The 20,757-nt window shown below is 36.3% G+C and carries 15 protein-coding genes and 1 tRNA gene; 2 read left to right on the top strand and 14 right to left on the bottom strand.

Annotated features, from left to right (window positions below; translation table 11 throughout):
- Positions 1-185: 185 nt before the first annotated feature.
- The 7 genes from BLS90_RS04915 to BLS90_RS04945 form a co-directional block, all read right to left on the bottom strand.
- Positions 186-2,288 (bottom strand): prolyl oligopeptidase family serine peptidase, encoded by a 2,103-nt coding sequence (locus tag BLS90_RS04915; protein ID WP_394331023.1) that lies wholly within the window; start codon positions 2,286-2,288, stop codon positions 186-188.
- A gap of 560 nt (positions 2,289-2,848) precedes the next feature.
- The gene (locus BLS90_RS04920) at positions 2,849-3,406 is read right to left on the bottom strand and encodes a type 1 periplasmic binding fold superfamily protein (RefSeq protein ID WP_091255901.1); all 558 of its coding nucleotides are present in this window, start codon (positions 3,404-3,406) and stop codon (positions 2,849-2,851) included.
- Between the two features lie 22 nt (positions 3,407-3,428).
- Positions 3,429-5,813, bottom strand: a complete 2,385-nt coding sequence (locus tag BLS90_RS04925; RefSeq protein WP_091255903.1) for a TonB-dependent receptor — start codon at positions 5,811-5,813, stop codon at positions 3,429-3,431.
- 75 nt (positions 5,814-5,888) lie between these two features.
- Positions 5,889-6,233: a hypothetical protein gene (locus BLS90_RS04930; RefSeq protein WP_091255905.1), complete on the bottom strand. Its 345-nt coding sequence runs from the start codon at positions 6,231-6,233 to the stop codon at positions 5,889-5,891.
- Positions 6,234-6,388: 155 nt separating this feature from the next.
- Complete coding sequence (locus BLS90_RS04935) at positions 6,389-7,384, bottom strand: aspartate-semialdehyde dehydrogenase (protein WP_091255907.1); 996 nt, start codon at positions 7,382-7,384, stop codon at positions 6,389-6,391.
- 213 nt (positions 7,385-7,597) lie between these two features.
- Complete coding sequence (gene mscL, locus BLS90_RS04940) at positions 7,598-8,014, bottom strand: large conductance mechanosensitive channel protein MscL (protein ID WP_091256081.1); 417 nt, start codon at positions 8,012-8,014, stop codon at positions 7,598-7,600.
- A 94-nt stretch (positions 8,015-8,108) separates the two neighbouring features.
- Positions 8,109-10,550 carry a bifunctional UDP-N-acetylmuramoyl-tripeptide:D-alanyl-D-alanine ligase/alanine racemase gene (locus tag BLS90_RS04945; RefSeq protein ID WP_091255909.1) on the bottom strand — a complete coding sequence of 814 codons (2,442 nt, stop codon included), beginning with the start codon at positions 10,548-10,550 and terminating at the stop codon, positions 8,109-8,111.
- A 224-nt stretch (positions 10,551-10,774) separates the two neighbouring features.
- On the opposite strand from BLS90_RS04945, the gene BLS90_RS04950 reads away from it, so the two are divergent.
- Entirely contained in the window at positions 10,775-11,380 is a 606-nt protein-coding gene (locus BLS90_RS04950; RefSeq protein ID WP_091255911.1) for a hypothetical protein, read from the top strand.
- Here BLS90_RS04950 and BLS90_RS04955 read toward each other — a convergent pair.
- The 5 genes from BLS90_RS04955 to BLS90_RS04975 all read right to left on the bottom strand — a co-directional run bounded on the left by BLS90_RS04955 (position 11,375) and on the right by BLS90_RS04975 (position 15,567).
- Positions 11,375-12,076 (bottom strand): porin family protein, encoded by a 702-nt coding sequence (locus BLS90_RS04955; RefSeq protein WP_091255914.1) that lies wholly within the window; start codon positions 12,074-12,076, stop codon positions 11,375-11,377. The genes BLS90_RS04950 and BLS90_RS04955 overlap by 6 nt on opposite strands.
- 348 nt (positions 12,077-12,424) lie before the next feature.
- Positions 12,425-12,511: transfer RNA gene (locus tag BLS90_RS04960), tRNA-Ser, on the bottom strand.
- A 56-nt stretch (positions 12,512-12,567) separates the two neighbouring features.
- On the bottom strand, positions 12,568-13,596 hold the full coding sequence (locus BLS90_RS04965; RefSeq protein ID WP_091255916.1) for an asparaginase: 1,029 nt from the start codon (positions 13,594-13,596) through the stop codon (positions 12,568-12,570).
- Positions 13,586-14,722 carry a 1-acyl-sn-glycerol-3-phosphate acyltransferase gene (locus BLS90_RS04970; protein WP_091255918.1) on the bottom strand — a complete coding sequence of 379 codons (1,137 nt, stop codon included), beginning with the start codon at positions 14,720-14,722 and terminating at the stop codon, positions 13,586-13,588. Before BLS90_RS04970 ends, BLS90_RS04965 begins: the two co-directional genes overlap by 11 nt.
- 65 nt (positions 14,723-14,787) lie before the next feature.
- A complete protein-coding gene (locus tag BLS90_RS04975) occupies positions 14,788-15,567 on the bottom strand; it encodes a TatD family hydrolase (RefSeq protein WP_091255921.1) in 780 nt (259 codons plus the stop codon).
- A gap of 138 nt (positions 15,568-15,705) precedes the next feature.
- On the opposite strand from BLS90_RS04975, the gene BLS90_RS04980 reads away from it, so the two are divergent.
- Positions 15,706-16,149, top strand: coding sequence for a retropepsin-like aspartic protease (locus tag BLS90_RS04980; protein ID WP_091255923.1), 444 nt, complete (start codon positions 15,706-15,708; stop codon positions 16,147-16,149).
- A gap of 57 nt (positions 16,150-16,206) precedes the next feature.
- Here the strand turns inward: BLS90_RS04980 and BLS90_RS04985 are convergent, their stop codons facing one another.
- Together BLS90_RS04985 and odhB are read right to left on the bottom strand one after the other, a co-directional pair.
- The gene (locus BLS90_RS04985) at positions 16,207-19,095 is read right to left on the bottom strand and encodes a T9SS type A sorting domain-containing protein (protein ID WP_091255925.1); all 2,889 of its coding nucleotides are present in this window, start codon (positions 19,093-19,095) and stop codon (positions 16,207-16,209) included.
- A gap of 406 nt (positions 19,096-19,501) precedes the next feature.
- Positions 19,502-20,725 (bottom strand): 2-oxoglutarate dehydrogenase complex dihydrolipoyllysine-residue succinyltransferase, encoded by a 1,224-nt coding sequence (odhB, locus tag BLS90_RS04990; RefSeq protein ID WP_091255928.1) that lies wholly within the window; start codon positions 20,723-20,725, stop codon positions 19,502-19,504.
- Positions 20,726-20,757: the final 32 nt, after the last annotated feature.

A 20,757-nucleotide genomic window follows, 5' to 3' on the forward strand; every position in this document is an offset into this window, starting at 1 on the left:
ATTTATGATGTGATTGCTTCGTTTCTCGCAATGACAATCGTCTAAGAAATCGAATGCCCTAGCCCTGATAGCAGTGAAAATCCTTTATTTCCGCCTTTTCGGCGGATATAAAGATTGCAACGGATAGCAGGAAATAGCTCCTCCCTTCGACTGCGCTCAGGGTAAAATCGGTATCACAATTGTTGTTATTCCAACTCTGGCAATAACACCACTCCCATGTTGAATAAGGTAAAGGCCTGAAGATCGACATTTTCCTGAATGGTTGCCGCTACGGATTTTCCGGCGCCGTGTCCTGCATTGATGTCAATACGGATTAGGGTTGGGTTGGTTCCGGTTTGTTTTTCCTGTAATTCGGCAGCAAACTTGAAACTGTGTGCTGGTACTACTCTATCATCGTGATCGCCCGTAGTGACCATAGTTGCCGGGTATTGAATCCCTTTTTGTATGTTGTGTACAGGAGAATAGCCTTTGATATAGGTAAACATTTCCTTGCTGTCTTGTGCTGTTCCATAATCATATGCCCAACCCGCTCCAGCTGTAAAAGTGTGGTAGCGCAACATGTCCATCACGCCCACTGCCGGTAAAGCAACTTTCATTAACTCTGGTCGCTGTGTCATGGTTGCACCTACAAGCAGTCCTCCGTTTGATCCACCACGAATAGCAAGATACTGCGGAGAGGTATAATTTTGAGCAATTAAATATTCAGCTGCCGCAATGAAATCATCAAATACATTTTGTTTTTGCATCTTGGTTCCTGCATCGTGCCATTTTTTCCCGTATTCGCCACCACCGCGTAAATTTGGAACGGCGTAAACGCCTCCATTTTCCATCCAAACTGCATTGGCTATGCTAAAACTTGGTGTCAAACTCACGTTAAATCCTCCATAACCGTACAGCATCGTTGGATTTGTCCCGTCGAGTTTCAATCCTTTTTTATGGGTGATAATCATCGGGATTTTGGTTCCGTCTTTAGACGTATAAAACACTTGTTTAGACTCGTATAAATCGCTATTAAAATCTACTTTTCGTTTTTGATATACTGCAGAAATTCCCGTTGCTGGCTCAAATGAAAAGGTAGAACCTGGAGTGATGTAATTCGTGAAAGAATAATACACGGTTTTCTCTTTTTTCTTTCCGGCAAAACCACCGGCAGTTCCCACGCCTGGCAATTGGATTTCGCGAACTAGTTTCCCCGAATAATCGTATTGTTTCACTATTGAAACGGCATCTTTCATATAATTCGCAAAGAAATATCCACCACCTGTTGAAGGAGATAAAACGTTCTCAGTTTCTGCAATAAAATCTTTCCAGTTTTCTGGTTTTGGATTATTCACATCAACAGTAACGATACGTTTGTTGGGCGCATTTAAGTCGGTTTCTATGAATAATTTACCGCCTTCGTTTTCGATAATGTTGTTGTCGCTCTTGAAATTATCCACAATAGTCACCATAGGACTGTTGGGTTTAGTCAAATCTTTGATGTACAATTCGTTTCCATAAGTAGAATTAGACGCTGTGATTACTAGAAAACGATCGTCTTCTGTAACTCCGCCCCCAACATAACGTCGTTTTTGATCGGCACCAAAAATAATTTGATCTACTTTTTGTGCGGTTCCTAACTTGTGAAAATACAATTTGTGTTGATCTGTTTTTGCTGACAACTCGCTTCCTTTCGGTTTGTCATAACTGGAATAATAGAATCCTTCATTTCCTTTCCAAGACACGCCACTGAATTTTACATCGACAATAGTGTCTTCAATAATTTTTTGGGTAATGGCATCCATGATGATAACTTTTCTCCAGTCGCTACCGCCTTCTGAAATAGAGTAGGCCACTTTAGAACCATCTCTAGAGAAATTTAATCCCCCAAGCGATGTGGTTCCGTCTTTAGAAAATGTATTGGGATCTAAGAATACGGTTTCGGTACCTTTAACATCTTTTCGGTACAAAACGGATTGGTTTTGCAAACCGTTATTTTTATAGTAATACGTAAAATCTCCTTCTTTGAAAGGCGCTCCTATTTTTTCGTAATTCCACAGTTTTTCCATTCTTGCTTTTAGCAAATCCCGAAATGGAATCTGAGCCAAATAACCATAGGTCACTTCATTTTGTGCTTTTACCCAAGCACCGGTTTCAGCAGATTTGTCGTCTTCGAGCCAACGGTACGGATCTGGAAGCTTGGTGTCGAAATACACATCAACTGTCTCTCCTTTATTAGTTATGGGATAGGTTAACGTTTTCGCTTTTTGGTTTTGCCCAAAAGATGCCATTGCAGAAGATACAGCCATTATTAAAAAAGTTTTTTTCATTAGATTCTGTTTTAGGTTATTACAAAAATAAGGAATTAGTTAGTGTTGTAAAGGTGGTAAAGTCTTAAATAAAACTAAAAATACTAGTCTTTCGATTAGGATTTACTTTCAACAAGAAAACCACTGCTACTTATCTGTTGATAAAATTAAACATATAAGTCATGTAAGTTAAAAAAGCTTGATTAATAAATAATTGATTTTAACGATAATTCAACAACTAGGTATATGACTTATATGTTAAATAATTAAATACTTAGGTCATGTAAGTTAAAATCGCTACTCTTTCTAATAACATCAGCTTTCAACATGAAAATGACAATTGCTTATATGCGTTATATGTTGATAAAATTAAACATATAAGTCATGTAAGTTAAAAAGCTTGATTAATAAATAATTGATTTTAAAGACAATACAACAACTACCCATATGACTTATATGTTGAGAAAATTAAACACTTAAGTTATGTAAGTTAAAAACTAAAAAAAACGCTACTCTTTCGAATAGCGTTTTCTAGAATGGTTGACATCAGAACGAAGCACTTATTTGACCTGAACCGAATATGTAATTTGTGCGTCCGTTGCTCCACCGGCATTTGTAATATCTCCCGTTGCAACACCCGCTGCACTTTTAGCTGGTTCGTGTCTCAACACAACCACTATATTTCCAGTTGCTGCTACTGTTCCTGTTTTCAAAGTAAAAGCCAATCCAATGGGCTTCCCGTTAACATCGGCATCAGTATATGTAAATGCTCCAATTGCTGCTGGTGCCTGAAAAAACAACTGGTGCTCATCGCCTTCTTCTTTTATTTCCAATGTAATATCATCAACTGGTGACACGGACTCGTTTAAGAAACGTACTGTTCCTGTATACGTTGTGTTCACTATTAAATCTCCCGAAACAGTAATTACCGGAGCATTTGGTCCGTCTCCATCAAGATCTCTAGAAATCAAAGTTACCGTTTGGCTTCCAGCGGTAAGAGTCGTAGTCACTGTTGTGATTACTTCTTCCTCATTTACTGCAATTGGATCGTCGTTAGTACAAGATGAAAAGGTGAATACTGATACTAATGCGATTGCTATAATTTTTGAATTTTTCATTTTATTGTTTTTTGTTTACTTTTTAATAATTGAATTTTAATTGAATTTGAAAGTTTCTACCCATTTCATCAGCAAAAAAACGTTGCCTGTTGAGGTAGTCCCTGTAAGTAGTGTTTAAAATATTTTGAACAGAAAACGCGATTGTTGCATTGGTTTTACCGAAAGTTTTAAATCTCATTTCCGAATAAAAATGCAACAGCTGATACCCTGGTGGAGGTGTACTGATATCCACCAGAACGGGCACCAACTCATTATTCTTAATAATGTTTGCGATGAAATTATTGTCAGGAAACTGATTCTGGCGCAAGACGATTTCGCTTTTTAATTCAAGTTTCAAATCGTGCCATTCTCTATTTAAAAACTGAATTTTGTTGCTCAGGTTCAAAGGTGGAATATCGATTAACGATTCCTTGTTCGAGATATCTTTCCCATTGACATAAGCCAAAGTAAAATCATGCTGCCATTGTTTGCTTATTTTCCAATGGGTTTGCACATCAACTCCCGCCAATCTTGCATTAGTTTGTTGGTATTCCCAAACAGGGAAAGCACCACGAGTTGTGGTTTCAAAATCAATAGGGCGCAAGAACATAAAATTACGGATGCTATTGATAAAAGGATTCACCTCAACCGAGAAAGCATTCCATTTTTTCTGCAATGTTGTCGATAATTTGATTGCCTGTTCTTTGTCTAACACTAAATCGCCTAACTCGATAATCCCAGTGGAATGATGCAAACCATCACTAAAAAACTCGGAGGGATTTGGGTTTCTTGTAGCAAGACTGATATTAGAATACCAATTCAGATCTGCCTCAAATTCCTTGTGAAACCCTGCACTGGCTGAAATATTGTGAAATGTAAAACTAGGCTTTGTCAACCATTGATTGCCTTGTTCTCCCACTATGAAATCAGCAAATTCAGTTGCATAGCCTCTTTCCTCCCATCTGGATTTCAAATAAAACTTCGTAGCATCCACTCGCGAAAAGTCATAACGTAATCCTGCATCGACAGAAAAGCTGTCGGACAAATCATAACTGGCTATGGCATACGTACCAAATTCGATTCGGTCAAAATTAGGAATCAAAGGTTTTATTCCCGTAGCCGGATTTGCAAAATTATTCTGGAAGGAAGTACTGAATCCTGTTTTTAAAGTCCAGTCATGCACCGTTTTTTTGAAATCTACATTAACGGCATTGGTAGTTAACTCCAAGTCTAAAGCTGCTATGTCATTAAAACCTCCTCTGCGTACATCAAACTCCAATCTTTTATTAAACTGAAAAGAGTATTGCACGGCTAAAGAAGCCGTTTCATCGAAATAATAGTTGTAGTTCAACTTAGCCAAATGATGCTGTACCTTCTGCTTTGGATTTTTTATCGTGTACGTAAAATCATTGACAACCGAAGGTATTTTATTGGTAATGGAATTGTACAAATCGTTTACATTTCCGGTATGCGAGGCACTCAAAATACCAATCGTAGTATTGTACAAACTGTAATAACCGGAAATATCATATTTTTTTCCAGTGAATTTTACATCTCCAGAAAAATTAGCTTCCCGATTTCCTGAATTGGACAATACATAACCCGGTGCTTCTTTGTCGCCTGAATACTTGAAAGTTCCTAAAGCGTTCCAACTCCATCCTTTGTCGTTTCCTTTATGCAAACTTGTACTAACGGAACCGCCTCTGCCATTAGACGCCAAATTCAGAATGGTTTTACCAAACAGCGTGTCCCTTTTTACCGAAATCGGTTCTATAATCACTAAACCTCCTACAGCATCTCCGCCATACTGCAGCCCGGAAGCACCTTTGATAACCGTGATTTTACCAGCTGCGTTTATATCAAAATTGGGTGCGTGTTCCGTTCCCCATTCTTGATCTTCTAATCGCACATTGTTATTGATAACTGGAACTCTACTTCCAAACAAACCATTAATAACCGGCTTCACCACGGAACTTCCTGTTTTCAAACTGGAAACACCTGCAACTTCTTTGAGAATATCTCCAAGTGTCTGATTGCTGAATTTTTCAATTGTTTCCGTTTTGATCTTTTGTTCCAATAGGGATTTATTCAGCGTATTGGCTTTTTGCCTTATGACTACTTCCTGAAGTTGGTCCGCATTTTCTTTTAAAGTAAAGTTCAAAACTTGATCACCCGATAAATTGACTAATGTATCAACAGATTTATAACCAACATAAGAAACGAATACTTTGATATTTCCAACAGGCAGTTTTTTGATGACATAATTCCCCGCAGCATCTGAGGAAACTGTCTTTTTTCCAATGTGTATGTGACTCCCGGAAAGAGGTATTCCTCCCAGAGTAGTGATTTTTCCGCTAACGGTGTTTTGCGCAAAACTTAAGGTGCAAAACAAACAGAAGCAGAAAACAATATAGATTTTTGTTTGCATTTTCCTTGTTCAAAATATATAAACATGTGAATCATTTCCAAGACTTGAAAATAATATAATACTATGAAATATGTTTTAAACCAAAGGAGGAGCTCGAAGCGCAAAAAGGCTTCCTTTAAAGAATTGTGTGATTTCACAAGATACGAAATCAACATTTTTTGAATATAAGGTTAATCCGTTTAATTCAAAAGCTGGGAAAACTAAAAAAGTAAAACTACTTACTTTATAGGCACAAACACCACAAAAATCATAATTATGATGTTGATGGGTTATTTCAGTGCTAGAATTTTTCTCGTGAACACATTGAATTTCAGAAAGTTGTTTTGCTATATGTTCGTATTTATGCACCGATTGAAACAGCATCGAAAGCAATACTGTAATCGTTAGCATTAAACTAAATATAGAAAATTTCTTTTTCATCTTTGGCAAATATAGCGATACTGAAATAGAAATCCATTTGTTTTTACAAAATATACATTTCGTAAAAACAAATGGATTTCAAAATTCAAACCAAAAATTAAATTCCAACACTCTTTTTGAGCCTTATAATTTTTTTTTATTTGGTATGTAAAAAATTACACCAATTTAGCTGCAATCAAATATTCAGCAATTTGGATTGTGTTTGTCGCTGCTCCTTTTCTCAAGTTATCTGCAACAATCCACATATTCAATGTGTTTTCTTGGCTTTCGTCACGACGAATTCTACCTACGAAAACGTCATCTTTTCCTTGTGCGTACATTGGCATTGGGTACGTATAAGTATCATTGTTGTCCTGAACCACTACACCATCGGTATGATGCAAAATATTTCGTACTTCATTAACGTCAAAATCATTGGAGAATTCCACGTTTACCGCTTCACTGTGTCCGCCTACAATAGGCACACGAACCGCAGTGGCTGTAACGGCAATTGTATTATCACTTAAGATTTTTTTAGTTTCACGAACCAGTTTCATCTCTTCTTTAGTGTATCCATTTTCTTCAAAAGAATCGCATTGTGGAATCGCATTTCTGTGAATTGGGTACTTATAAGCCATTTCACCTTGAACACCTGCGTATTCATTTTCCAATTGCTGCACTGCTTTTACACCTGTTCCAGTGATGGATTGGTACGTAGAGACAATGACACGTTTGATGTTGTATTTTTTGTGCAAAGGAGCCAAAACCAATACCATTTGAATCGTAGAACAGTTTGGGTTTGCAATGATTTTATCCTCTTTTGTTAATTCGCTAGCATTGATTTCCGGCACAATTAATTTTTTAGTCGGATCCATTCTCCAAGCTGATGAATTATCGATAACAGTTGTTCCTGCTGCCGCAAACTTTGGAGCCCACTCCAATGAAGTTTCCCCACCTGCAGAGAACAAAGCAATATCTGCTTTCATATCTACTGCTGTTTGTAAACCCACAACCGTAAGCATATCTCCGTTATAATCTATTTGCTTGCCAACAGATCTTTCCGATGCAACAAGAATCAGTTCATCAGTTTTACCAATGAAATTTCTTTCTGCTAAAACTTTCAACATTACTTCGCCGACCATTCCGGTAGCACCAACAACTGCTATTTTCATAGTATATTTTTAGTATTGAATATTAAATTTAAAGTACAAAAGTAACTAATATTGAAATCAAAACAATCAGCTTCACAAAAAATAACAAAATGTTACAAATGCAACATATCATTATTTTTAATTTTTAAACAAAAAGAAAAACCGCCTCAATTAAGAAGCGGTTTAGTCCTGAAACGCATTCAGGATAAATTAGAATATATAATGTAGCGGAAATTACTTTTTTAACAAATCTCTAATCTGAATCAATAATTCTTCTTGTGTTGGTCCAACCGGAGCAGCTGCAACAACTACTTCTTTTTTCTTCGCTTTTTCAGCCGCTCTTAAAATCACAAAAACAAAAAAGGCGATTATAACAAAGTTAATAATTGCTTGTACCAGATTTCCATAAGTGATCACTGCCGCACCTGCTGCTTTTGCTGCAGGTAAATCAGCATAACTATTACCATCTAAAGTGATGAATTTCTGGGTGAAATCGATTCCACCAGTTATTAACCCTACTATTGGCATAATGATATCATCCACAGCAGATCCAACAATTTTACCAAATGCACCCGCTATAACAACTGCTGTTGCCAAACTTAAAACATCTCCTTTCATTAAAGAAGCTTTAAAATCACTGAAAAATCCCATAATTTTCATTTTTTGATTATCCCTATTTTCGATACTTAATAGCTAAAATAAACAAAAAATGAACATTTGTAGCTTTTACAGAGAAAAAAGAATGTTAACGAAAGAACACCCGTTTCACACGCTGCGATATACTAGTAAGAATTTCATACGATATGGTATTTAATTTTTGAGCCATATATCCCACAGTTGGACTTTGTCCAAAAACAATTACCGCATCGCCCTCTTTACATTCTATACCAGTTACATCTACCATTAGCATATCCATACAAATACTCCCTAATATACTCGCTTTCTCCTTTTTGATGGTTACAAATCCTACTCCATTTCCCCAGCCTCTGGAAATTCCATCGGCATATCCAATAGGAATAGTAGCAATTTTTGTTGGTTTTTCAGCCATAAACTTCCTTCCATAACCCACACTTTCTCCCGCAGCAATGGTTCTTATTTGTGAAATCACCGATTTCAATGTGCCAACATCCTCCAGTTGTTTCTGTTCTTCGGGATCGTTTGAAATTCCGTAAAGACCAATTCCCAACCGAACCATGTCGTACTGTGATTCCTGAAAATTACTGATACCCGACGTATTCAAAATATGTCGCAAAGGTTTGATGTGTAATTCAGACATCAACCTAGAAGATAATTTTTCAAATAAAGCAATTTGTGAATGTGCAAAATCCATATGTTCGAGATCATCACTGGTCGCCAAATGAGATAAAATACTTTTAATTTGAACTGTATTATTCCCTTTGAGGGTTGTTATAAGTTCTTCTAACGTATTTTCTTCAAACCCCAAGCGATGCATTCCAGTATCAAATTTAATATGAATTGGAAACTGTTCTAAGTTTTTTTGTTTCGCAATTTTCAAAAAAGCATGCAATCCTTTCAAGCAGTAAATCTCCGGCTCTAACTGATGTTGAATAATGGCTGCAAAACTGGTATTCTCTGGATTGAGAACCATGATAGGCACTTGTACACCTCCGTTTTTAAGCGAAATTCCTTCGTCGGCGAAAGCCACTCCTAAATAATCTACTTTGTGATGCTCCAGTAATTTGGCAATCTCCAATCCACCGTTTCCATATCCAAAAGCCTTCACCATTACCATAATTTTGACCTTTGGCTTGAGCTTAGATTTAAAAAAGTTTAAATTATAACTGATCGCATTGAGGTTAATCTCCAGAACTGTTTCATGGGTTTTCTCTTCAAGTAAATAAACGATTTCTTCAAACTGGAAAGATCGCGCTCCTTTTATCAAAATAGTTTCATTACTGAAGTCTAAATTTTCAAAATCATCGATAAATGCAGCTGTGTTTTTAAAAGTAATACAATTTGTAAATTTATCTTTAAACTCCGAAATTGTTTCTCCTATACCAATAACGCGATCCATTTTATTCGAGACAATTAACTGAGAAACTTTAGTATACAATTCGTCCTTAGACAAGCCACTTTGAAAAATATCAGATAAAATAATTGTTTTCTTTTCATACTGCTTTTGACTTTCAAGAAAATCCAATGCAATCTTTAGCGATTGAAAATCGGAGCTATAACTGTCGTCGATAATACTACAATTATTGATTCCGTTTTTGACTTTTAGACGCATTTCGACTGGAAACAATAGTTGCATTCGATTTTGAATGGTACTAATATCGTATTTAAAATACAATAAAACCATCAGACACGAGCTTGCATTTTCTATGGATGCCTCGTCTTGAAAGGGTATTTTTAGATCAAAATTTTCAGCACCGTATTGCACATTCAAAATAGTATTGTCAGAACCCCTTTTTTTAACAATAAAAACATCTGCCTCTTTGCTGACAAAACTCCAGGTAAATGCCCTAGTTTTTGGAAAAACAAAAGGATCTACCCTTTTATCGATTTGGTAAATCATGACCTTCGAATTTTCAAAAAGCGACATTTTCTCCCTTATTTTCTCTTCGACATTTAAAAAACCTTGATCGTGTGCGGAACCTATATTGGTAAGAACTCCAACGGTAGGTTTAATAATTTCCTCTAATTTGGCCATTTCTGAACTAGTTGAAATACCTGCTTCGAAAATTCCTAGATTGTGTTTGTCATTGATTGCAATAACAGATAAGGGAACACCAATTTGAGAATTATAACTTTTTGGACTCCGAATAACATTAAAATCAGGACTTAGTAAAAAATTTAACCATTCCTTTACTATTGTTTTTCCGTTACTTCCTGTGAGTCCAATGATAGGAAATTCGAAAAAATCGCGGTAGTTTGCTGCAAATTGCTGCAAGGCTACTAAGGTATCCTCGACAACATAAAAATTAGCTTCGGTCTCACAATTGCTTGGAATGTGCGTCACAACAAAATTACGAACACCAGTCGCAATTAGATCCTTGATATAAAGGTGTGCATCAGTATTTGCTCCTACTAAGGCAAAAAATAAGGTTTGAGGACCATTTTGCAAAGACCGACTGTCAATCGAAACAGCGTCTAAGGCTGCGTTTTCTTGGTTTCCTAGGAATGTTGCAGGAATTTTTTGAATACTATTTAAGATTTTCTGGCTCATGAAATTAGAAGAGATTGAGGTAAATTTCTTTTCTGGAAAGCATGCGATTTACCGTTTATGCGTTTATAAAACTTCCTCAAAAATACCACTTCTTTTCAAAACGAAGGGTTAGAAATACTTTAAATATAAGCCATCTCGTTTATTTTTGAAAAAGAAACAGTCGCAATAGCTCTACTAATTTTAGCAGATTACTTATATTTGTTTTCAGCTAAAAATGAGTCCTCTTGAAAAAAATTCTTCCATCTTTTTCATATATTTTCCATCCGATGTTTATACCGGCCATGGCAACGCTGTTTTATCTTTTTTATAACGATGCTGATTTTGTTACTCATGAAAAAATATTTGTTTTTTTTCAAGTTGTCATCGTCACAGTATTCATTCCCATCCTAGCATTTTTACTATTGCGAGCAACAGGAAACATAGATTCTGTAATGATTTCAAAAATATCACAACGCAAAATCCCATTGATCATTCACTGTTTTTTGATTATTTTACTGGTGCGCAAGAGCATCACCATTGATCGATATACCGAATTGCATTTTTTTTTATTGGGAGGACTTTTAAGTACTTTGTTAGCCTTGATTCTATTATTTGCTAATATTAAGGCGAGTCTTCACCTGATTGCTATTAGTTCTTTGACCGTTTTTGTTATTGGCTTAAGCCTGCATCTTCGTGTTCAGAGTATATTCACGATTACAATTTTAATTCTCCTCAACGGTTTCATAGCCTCTTCCCGGTTAGAAATGAAAGCGCACACCTATAAAGAACTGGTTATAGGTTTTTGTATAGGCGCTATTCCACAACTGCTTTTATTGGTTTTGTGGTTATAAAATGTAGAAAATAATTCCGAAATTTAAGGACTTCATGTTAATGGATTCGCCATTTACCTTAGCCGATTGAAACAATGGATTCAATCCATAGTACAAATAAAGATTTATCGTGTTGTATCCTGATGAAACATACGCTCCATATTGAAATTTAGTAAAATCTTTATTTCCAGTAACTTCAACTTTACCCGCATTGCTATCAAAAATAGACTTGTCATACAGTAAATAACTGAACTTTATTCCGGTATAAATTCTCCAAAATTTATGACTTTCATAAGTCGAAGTTCGCCACCTGAACTCAATAGGAACATCAATAGAAAGCAAGGAAAACTTGTTTTTCTTATACTTTGTTTCCTGATCAATAAAGGCATAAAATGGGGTTTCAGCTGTTGAAGAAATGGCCAAGTTCTGATTGTGATTCGTGTAGGTAAAACCTATACCGGAAGCAACAGCAATGGTTCTTTTCTTATTGATTGGCATGTCTCTTAAAAATCCTCCTGAAAATCCTGAAGAAAATTTACTTTGCGACAACCCTTCTGGCTTATCAGTAAGTGTATTGTATGTAATGGCAAAATAAAACTGATCTTCTCGGTACAAGGAATCGACTTTCAAAACAAGTGTATCTTGAGTTATTGTGTTTTCTTGAGAGAAAACAGGAGCAACTAAAAGCAGCAGAAAACAACTAAGAAAAATTCGCATATTTTGATTGATTTAATTTGCTATATGATTGTTTCAAACAAGGTCCGATTCTAATTCTCATTATAACACTACAAATATAGGATTTTGACCGTTTTCTAAAGTATATTACAGACAAATAAACTTTTACTTTTCTACTTTAAAAAAAATCTGATATAAAATGATTGAGACAACCTCTGTAGCCATTATCAACGGGTTCCTGCGGCAACCCTTGAAACGACATCTCACAAACAAAATACATTTGGCTTTTCAATCCTAACCTTTTACTTTTATACGCTTAGCCAAACTAAAAAGTTTGGTACGCTATAAAACAAAAAATGCTCCCCTTGCAGGAAGCACTATTTTATTTTGCAGAGAGGATGGGATTCGAACCCACGATGCAGTTACCCACATACTAGCTTTCCAGGCTAGCTCCTTCAGCCACTCGGACACCTCTCTATTTTGGTTTGCAAATAACACGAAAAAATCTGACTTAGAAAAGTAAAATCTGAATATTATATCATTTCACCACGCAAAGAAGTCTCATACACCGTTTTGAAATCCTTTGCAGGAATATTTTGCCCCAATAAATACATCAATTTTGTAATTCCAGCCTCTGTAGTGATATCTTTTCCAGAGATCACTCCTATTTCTTTCATGCCAGTACTGGTCTCGTATTGTCCCATATTAACACTTCCGCCAGAACATTGTGTCACATTCACGATGTGTAAACCGCTAGTGATGGCTTTTTTTAATAAATTAAGAAACCATTCTTCGGTTGGGGCATTGCCTGCGCCGTAGGTTTCTAATACAATCCCTTTCAGATTTGGAATATTCAAAATTGCCTCAAGCACAGCTTCACTAATCCCAGGAAACATTTTTACAATAGCTACATTCGTATCTAAATTTTTGTGAACTATAATTTCGTTATTGTTGCTTTTAGGCAAAAAAAGATCAGCACTCCATTTTAAATGCACGCCTGACTCTACTAATTGTGGATAATTAGGCGAAGTAAATGCTTTAAAATGTTCGGCATTGATCTTTGTCGTTCTGTTCCCGCGGTATAATTTGTATTCAAAATATAGCCCCACTTCACTAATCACAGGTCCGTTTTCATTTCGCAATGATGCGATTTGAATAGCCGTGATTAAATTTTCTTTAGCATCGGTGCGTAGATCGCCAATTGGTAATTGAGAACCCGTAAAAATAACTGGTTTCGCTAAATTTTCGAGCATAAAACTCAATGCTGATGCCGAATAAGACATGGTGTCCGACCCGTGCAACACAACAAATCCATCAAATTCTATATAATTATCGGCAATAATAGTGGCTATTTTAGACCATTCTTCCGGGTTCATATTGGAGGAGTCGATGGGATTTTCGAACGAAATAGTTTCTATCTCGCAGTCCAATTGTTTCAATTCTGGAATTCGCTGTAATAATTTACTAAAATTAAATGCTTTTAGCGCTCCTGTCTCAAAATCTTTCCTCATCCCAATGGTTCCACCGGTATAGATCAACAGTATTTTAGCCTTATACAACATCGTGGTATTTTAACTTATTCACAACTGGATTGGCATACATGGCGAGAAAACCATCCAAAGCTACTGGATTATCATGATCAATGCGCATTTCTAGTCGGCGTTCGAATAATGATTTTTCATTTTCAGTGTATAAATGTGCGTAGCGGTTGGTTTTATATACAATATCATAAGCAATAAAATTGGTAGGCCACAACTCATAATTACCTAGTATAGCATCATCAATAACTTGTGCTACGGCAACTATCTGCTTGTTTGTGCTGTCCTTTTCGGCTTTAATTTCGTCGATTTCAGTATCCAGCACTTTCCCTACATGAATATGAATCCGTTTCTTTTGTCCTAAGGCACCACTAAGAATCGTCATGAAATCTTCATTTTTTTCTTTGATGTACACTTCATTATTGGCTTCAGCCATCAACTGTGGCATTTTCAAAGCATCAGTAGGATCGTATTCGTACGAAATAGAAACGGGTACAATTTTTATTTTTCTGAAATAATCCATCAAATTCTTTTCATCTGAGCCCATTCCTAACATTTTTAAAATACCAGGATTGGTTTCATCATTGCCATCTTTCGTTCTTCCTTCGCGTTGAGCGATCCAAACCGACCGATTTTCGTGAAGCAACAGCTCACCAATATATTCTGAAAGTAGCTTTGAACTTTGCAACATTTCTCTTGGCGTTAAGCCACGCTGCACAAGAAAGTTCCGATTTAGTTTTGCTAATGTATTTAAAAATGATTTCTTAACTAAATTATCTCCTATTGCTGAAGCAGTCATCACTAAACCGTGCTCAAACAATGCCGTATTCAGTAATGTAGTATCCAATAGAATATCGCGATGATTCGAAATGAATAAATAAGAGGTGTTTGGTCGTAAGTTTTCAAAACCAGAAGTCGTTAACCCGTCAGAGCTTTTTTCCAATACTCTTTGCACGGATTGGTAAATGAAATTACATTGAAAATCCCGAATAGAATGTGTTTTTCGAAGTTGCTCTTTCCAAACTTCGTCTGCTACGCCGGGAAAAGTAAAATTCATCAATGCTTTCATCATTGGATGATTAACAACATTCTGAAGTGCTTCGTTTATTTCGGAATTATAAAATGGCCGAATAGCGTCAAATTTCTGCATTGGGGTTCTCAATTTTTGTGTTGGCAAATGAACAAAAAAAATATCAAAATAATGTGAATTCTATTTTAAATCCCAAAAATAGCTTTAGAATTCTCTGTGGTTAAGGTAGCAATTTCATTTTCTGACAGACCGTAAATCTGAGCAATCTTAGCCGCTACATTCACAATATAACTACTTTCATTTCTTTTGCCTCTAAAAGGAATCGGTGATAAATAAGGAGAATCGGTTTCCAGAACGATGTGTTTTAAATCAATTTGGTTCAGGAACTGATCGATTTTTCCATTTTTAAAAGTCACAACACCACCTATTCCCAACTTCATGTTATAAGAAATCGCCTGTAAAGCCTGCTCATAAGTTCCTGAAAAACAATGAAAAATACCAAATAATTCCGGTGATTTTTCTTCTTCTAAAATTTCAAATACTTCATCAAATGCATCCCGACAATGAATAACAATGGGTAATTTATACTGTTTCGCTAGTTGTATTTGCTTTTTGAAAGCAATTTGCTGCTCCTTCAAATGGGTTTTATCCCAATATAAATCGATTCCAATTTCGCCTACCGCATAAAATTTTCTTTTGGCCAATTCGTTTTCCACATGTTGTACTTCTTCAAGATAGTTATCTTTAACGTAGGTAGGATGCAAACCCATCATCAAGAATACCGTATCAGGATGCTTTTTTTCCAAATCATACATCACTTCAGTATAGGTAGAATCGATGGCAGGAATAAAAAAACGCGAAACACCAGCATCAAGCGCACGCTGTATCATTTCGTCTCGGTCTTGATCAAATTCTTCGCTGTAAAGATGTGTGTGGGTATCGGTAAGTATTGCTTTTGTTTCCAAGGGTATCGTTTAAGGGTACAAAATTACAAGAATAAAAGTTGGCGAAAAAATGGTTTTAAAAAGATTCGTTGGATTCCTTCGGAAACTCCATGTATCTTTGTGAAACATAAAAAAGTTACTGAAATAAATTCAGCTTAAATGAAAAACCTCCACTATATCCTTAAAAAGGAAAATTATAAAAAAGTAAAATTTAAAATCACTAAAACACAGCATCTTTTGATAAGAGCAAAAATTAATGGTGTGTTAGGAAATTTTATTTTAGACACCGGAGCGTCAAGCAGTTGTGTGGGATTTGAAAGTATTGATTTATTTCTCTTGGAAGCAAAAAAATCTAAGACTAAAGCTTCGGGAGCAGGAGCAACTGGGATGATTACGCAACTCGCTTTAAAAAATCAATTACAGCTTGGCTCATGGAAAGATACTAACTTTGAACTTGTAATTTTTGATTTGTCTCACGTCAATGAAGCGTTAGTGCAACATAAGTCAAAACCAGTTCATGGAATTATAGGAGCCGACATTTTGATGAAAGGCAAAGCGATTGTAGACTATTACAACCACTATTTGTATTTATTAAAATTCTAAAAAAAAGAGCGCATCGAAATTCGATACGCTCTTTTTATACTACAAAATGCAATACTGCTACTCTTTAATCATTTTAGTGGTAATTACCTTTCCGTCAACCAATGTTCTAACGATATAAACTCCTTTTGAAAGTTCGCTGGTTTGAATGGTTGTGGAATTACTTTTTGGATTTTTCACTAGCACTTCTTGGCCTAATATAGTGTAAAAACTCACCTTTTCGATTGCACTATCTGCTTCAATTGTTAAATAATTGGTAACTGGATTAGGATACATCATCACTCTTGAAGCTTCAAAATTAGTAACGTTTAAAATGGTGGCTACTTTGCTAAAATAAACATTGTCGATATAAACCGTTCCTGCTGGAGTTCCTGACATTACTAACTGAGCAATATGTCCTCTGGTTGATAATCCAGTAAAGTCAGAGAATGGAATATCGTAGCTGTTCCATCCTGATAAAGTTGGCGTACGAGTCACTTCAAACTCTACATCATCACCTCCTTGATACACTCCATTTGCTCCAAAATCTACTAATTTAACTCTGAAAGCGGTCAAATCCGTTGTCCACACATCAATATGGAAGTACAACATTTGTGATGCATCTATCGTACCGGTAACGTCAACACCAAAATAATTCAAATTTGTGTATTTCTTTGTGTCATTCCCAGCAATTTGCAGATCAGTCAAACTACTTCCAACTGACCAGTCCGTTCTCCAAGTAGTAACGGGAACATTTGCATACGCATTACTGAACATTGAAATGACATTTGCTGGGGCTGTTGCAGGCGTTGGTGCCGCAACAGTAGGTTCTGTTGGAGCAACAACTACTGTAGATTTGTAAAAATAAAAATTATCCAAATAAACCGAGGTTCCCGAGGGAGTAGAAGACAAACTCATTTGAAATACGTTACTAAAGTTTATCCCAGGAAAATTAGCAGCGTTCAACGTCATATCGAAACTATTCCACCCTGGCGCAATTGTTAAAGTTACTCCAGATTCTACCGGACCCGGATTTATTAGATTAATTTTAACTGAAGTTGCAATGGAAGACCATAAATCTACATGCATGGTCGTCATATCAGAAAGATCAAAAACCTCTGCGCCAGGCAAGGTAATTCCCTGATAATTGAAATTACTTAATTTTCTTGTATTATTAGTCGCAATAAGTTCTTCAGTAACATCCGTAGACTGGCCCCAACACTTGCACCAATCTCCTGCTTTGTAAACCGCATAAGCATCGCTGTACAAAGATTTCACATCTGCCACTGCTCTTGCTGGAGGAGTGGGCGCAGCTACAGTAGGAGCCGTTGCGGCAACCGGAGCAGCTATTTTTGCAGAAAATGTAATATTATCAACATAGCATACATGATCAGCGCTTCTTGTTGTTCCTTCAGGAATAAAATCAGGAAATATAATCATTTGATCGATTCCGGCAGAAACTCCTTCTCCTATTTTAGAGGCAAAATTAAAAGTTAGTTCCTCCCATTCGTTTATTTTAGTGTTGGTAACCGTGATTTCTCCCGTTGATCCACCATCAGGACGAGCAAACTTTATACCTACTTTACTAATTACATCCTTATATACCATTATTTTAACCGTACTATTAGTTTCATTTAATGTAAATGTTCCAATTCCATTTGTACCAGAAGCATGAGCGGTTTCAAAACCTGTATACCAAGCACCTGCAACCAAAGCGGTAAATTTAGCAGCAGTATTGGAGGCGTTAATTCCCGTTTTATTAGGATTTGAAGCCAATAAAGATGCTGTAGATCCTCCCGAAGGATTATCAAAAGAGGTCAAAACCCACGTAGACCCATATTCGCCCGTTTCAAAAGTAACCGGAGCATACGGTGCAGCAGCAGGTGGCGCTACTATTGCCACTTTATTAAAATAAACATTATCTATAAAGATTGTTCCTGCTGAACCTGAGAAAACAAACTGTGCGATATGCGCTTTTGTTGTAAGTCCTGTAAATTCTGAAAGCGGAATTTCCAAGCTGTTCCAACCGCTTAATGTTAAAGTACGAGTAATTTCGAACTCTTTATCATCTCCGCCTTGATAAGCACCGTCAGCACCAAAATCGACTATTTTAATTTTAAATGTGGTCACATCAGGTGTCCAAACATCAATATGGAAATTAAGCATTGAAGAGGCATCAATTTTATTAGCTTCAGTTATCACTCCAAAATAAGTTAAGTCTGTATATTTTTTAGTGTTATTTCCAGCCACTTGAATGTCAGATAGTACATTTCCTGATTGTCCCCAATCTGCTCTCCAATTGTCAACTGTAACATTGGTGTAAGCATCGCTAAATAATGAAATCACGTTAGCAGCTGCTGGGATAGGCGTTGGTGCAGCAATCGTAGGTGCAGTCGCTGCTGGCTTTGCTGAAAAGGAAACGTTATCAAAATAACTAGTAGTTTCAACTGTTCTGGCATTGAAATCTAAAAAGAAAATAATTTGATCAATATTGATAGTTTCAAATAACCCTATTTTTCCCGAAAAATCAAAAGTTAATTCTTCCCACTCGTTAATTTTAGTATTCGCCACTTTGATTTCTGGTTGCGCACCACCATTTCCTATTGCAAATTTTATAGCTACATCGCTAATAACAGTCTTATAGACCATTATTTTAATGATACTGTTAGAAGCGCTCAAGGTAAAAGTACCTATTCCATTTGCACCCGAAGCATGAGCGGATTCAAATCCCGCATACGGCGCTGCATTTGAGGCACTAGTACCAGCTACAAATTTTCCAACCGTGGCTGAATTATTGATTCCGCTGGGAAATGGATTTGCAACCTTAGAGTAACCCGCTCCTGATCCATTTTCAAAAGTAGCAAAGGACCATGTTGAACCAAACGCTCCAGTCTCGAAGGTAATTGGCGCATTTTGTGAGAATCCTATTGAAAAAACCAACAGGAAAAGGAATAAAGTAATGTTCTTCATAATTTTGAGTTATTAGTTATTCTCAAATTTATGAATGTATTGTCCTAAGATTGAATATGCCACCCATCTAAAAACTATACACTGTAATAAAGAAATTACTTAACAGTAATTAGCCCCAAATATCGACATTGCTAGGACTTAACATTATTTTAGAAGTATTTTAAATAAAAATATGATGCTAATTAATTCACGATGTTGTGGTAATGTTAAGGTAAATTATCTGTTTTCATGATTTAAATTTATACTAAATGCAATTTATTTACTAATAAAAAACAATAAACATAAAAAATTATACGAATAAATGTTTATTTACTAAATTAAATTTAGATGCATAAAAAATCCCGTTTTGTTATTGAACAAAACGGGATTAAGATGAGTACTTTAAAAGTGTAAAAAGTACTTATGACTACAATTCGAATGCTTTTTTAGGATTGTTCTCTAACAGTAATTCCATTGGATTTTCTAACGCTTCTTTTACAGCTACTAAGAAACCTACAGACTCACGACCGTCAATAATTCGGTGATCATAAGACAGCGCTACATACATCATTGGGTGAATTTCCACTTTTCCGTTTACGGCAATTGGACGCTCAATAATGTTATGCATTCCCAAAATTCCTGATTGTGGTGGATTGATAATTGGAGTAGACAACATACTTCCAAAAACACCCCCATTGGTAATTGTAAAGGTTCCACCTGTCATATCATCAACTGTGATTTGACCATCACGCGCTTTGATAGCCAATCTTTTAATATCAGCTTCAACACCTCGAAAAGTCAAGTTCTCCGCATTACGAACTACAGGAACCATTAAACCTTTAGGTCCGGAAACCGCAATGGAAATGTCGCAAAAATCGAATGCAATTTTGTGATCACCATCCATCATAGAGTTTACATCTGGAAATAATTTTAAGGCTCTGGTTACTGCTTTCGTAAAGAAAGACATGTATCCTAAACCTATTCCACCATGTTTTGCCTTGAACGTATCTTTGTATTCATTACGAATTAAATTTATTGGCGTCATGTTTACTTCATTAAAAGTAGTCAACATCGCTGTTTCGTTTTTAGCGGCAACCAATCTCTCCGCTACTTTACGACGCAACATAGATAATTTAGTACGCTCCGTCCCACGAGAACCACCTGTAGGCGTTCCCATTGAAGGCACTGCATTTACTGCATCATCTTTAGTTATTCGTCCGTCTCTTCCAGTTCCTGAAAGGGAAGCTGGTGCTATATTTTTTTCTTCTAATATTTTCCTTGCTGCTGGAGAAGGTGTTCCCGCAGCATAAGTCGCTGCTGGAGCTGCCACTACCGGAACCGCTTTTGGAGCTTCTGCTTTTGGTGCTTCCGCTTTAGGAGCTTCCTCAACGGGTGCGTCACCTGTGGGTTTGGCTCCGTCCGTATCAATATGGCAAACAACTGCTCCTACTGCTACAGCATCGCCTTCTTCTGCTTTCAACGTAATGATTCCGCTGGCTTCTGCAGGCAATTCTAAGGTTGCTTTGTCAGAATCAACCTCAGCAATAGCTTGGTCTTTTTCTACATAATCTCCATCTTTTACCAACCAAGTTGCAATTTCAACTTCTTTTATAGATTCCCCTGGTGATGGGACTTTCATTTCTAAAATCATCTTTTTTTTGTTTAAGGTTTGAATTGTTTAAA

This window comes from Flavobacterium omnivorum (assembly GCF_900099915.1).
GTDB lineage: Bacteria > Bacteroidota > Bacteroidia > Flavobacteriales > Flavobacteriaceae > Flavobacterium > Flavobacterium omnivorum.

Excerpts from the sequence above, each read along its gene's own strand:
- BLS90_RS04915 (WP_394331023.1), bottom strand. The coding sequence starts at position 2,288 with ATGGCTGTATCTTCTGCAATGGCATCTTTTGGGCAAAACCAAAAAGCG.
- BLS90_RS04920 (WP_091255901.1), bottom strand. The coding sequence starts at position 3,406 with ATGAAAAATTCAAAAATTATAGCAATCGCATTAGTATCAGTATTCACC.
- BLS90_RS04925 (WP_091255903.1), bottom strand. The coding sequence starts at position 5,813 with ATGCAAACAAAAATCTATATTGTTTTCTGCTTCTGTTTGTTTTGCACC.
- BLS90_RS04930 (WP_091255905.1), bottom strand. The coding sequence starts at position 6,233 with ATGAAAAAGAAATTTTCTATATTTAGTTTAATGCTAACGATTACAGTA.
- BLS90_RS04935 (WP_091255907.1), bottom strand. The coding sequence starts at position 7,384 with ATGAAAATAGCAGTTGTTGGTGCTACCGGAATGGTCGGCGAAGTAATG.
- mscL (WP_091256081.1), bottom strand. The coding sequence starts at position 8,014 with ATGGGATTTTTCAGTGATTTTAAAGCTTCTTTAATGAAAGGAGATGTT.
- BLS90_RS04945 (WP_091255909.1), bottom strand. The coding sequence starts at position 10,550 with ATGAGCCAGAAAATCTTAAATAGTATTCAAAAAATTCCTGCAACATTC.
- BLS90_RS04955 (WP_091255914.1), bottom strand. The coding sequence starts at position 12,076 with ATGCGAATTTTTCTTAGTTGTTTTCTGCTGCTTTTAGTTGCTCCTGTT.
- BLS90_RS04965 (WP_091255916.1), bottom strand. The coding sequence starts at position 13,596 with ATGTTGTATAAGGCTAAAATACTGTTGATCTATACCGGTGGAACCATT.
- BLS90_RS04970 (WP_091255918.1), bottom strand. The coding sequence starts at position 14,722 with ATGCAGAAATTTGACGCTATTCGGCCATTTTATAATTCCGAAATAAAC.
- BLS90_RS04980 (WP_091255923.1), top strand. The coding sequence starts at position 15,706 with ATGAAAAACCTCCACTATATCCTTAAAAAGGAAAATTATAAAAAAGTA.
- BLS90_RS04985 (WP_091255925.1), bottom strand. The coding sequence starts at position 19,095 with ATGAAGAACATTACTTTATTCCTTTTCCTGTTGGTTTTTTCAATAGGA.
- odhB (WP_091255928.1), bottom strand. The coding sequence starts at position 20,725 with ATGATTTTAGAAATGAAAGTCCCATCACCAGGGGAATCTATAAAAGAA.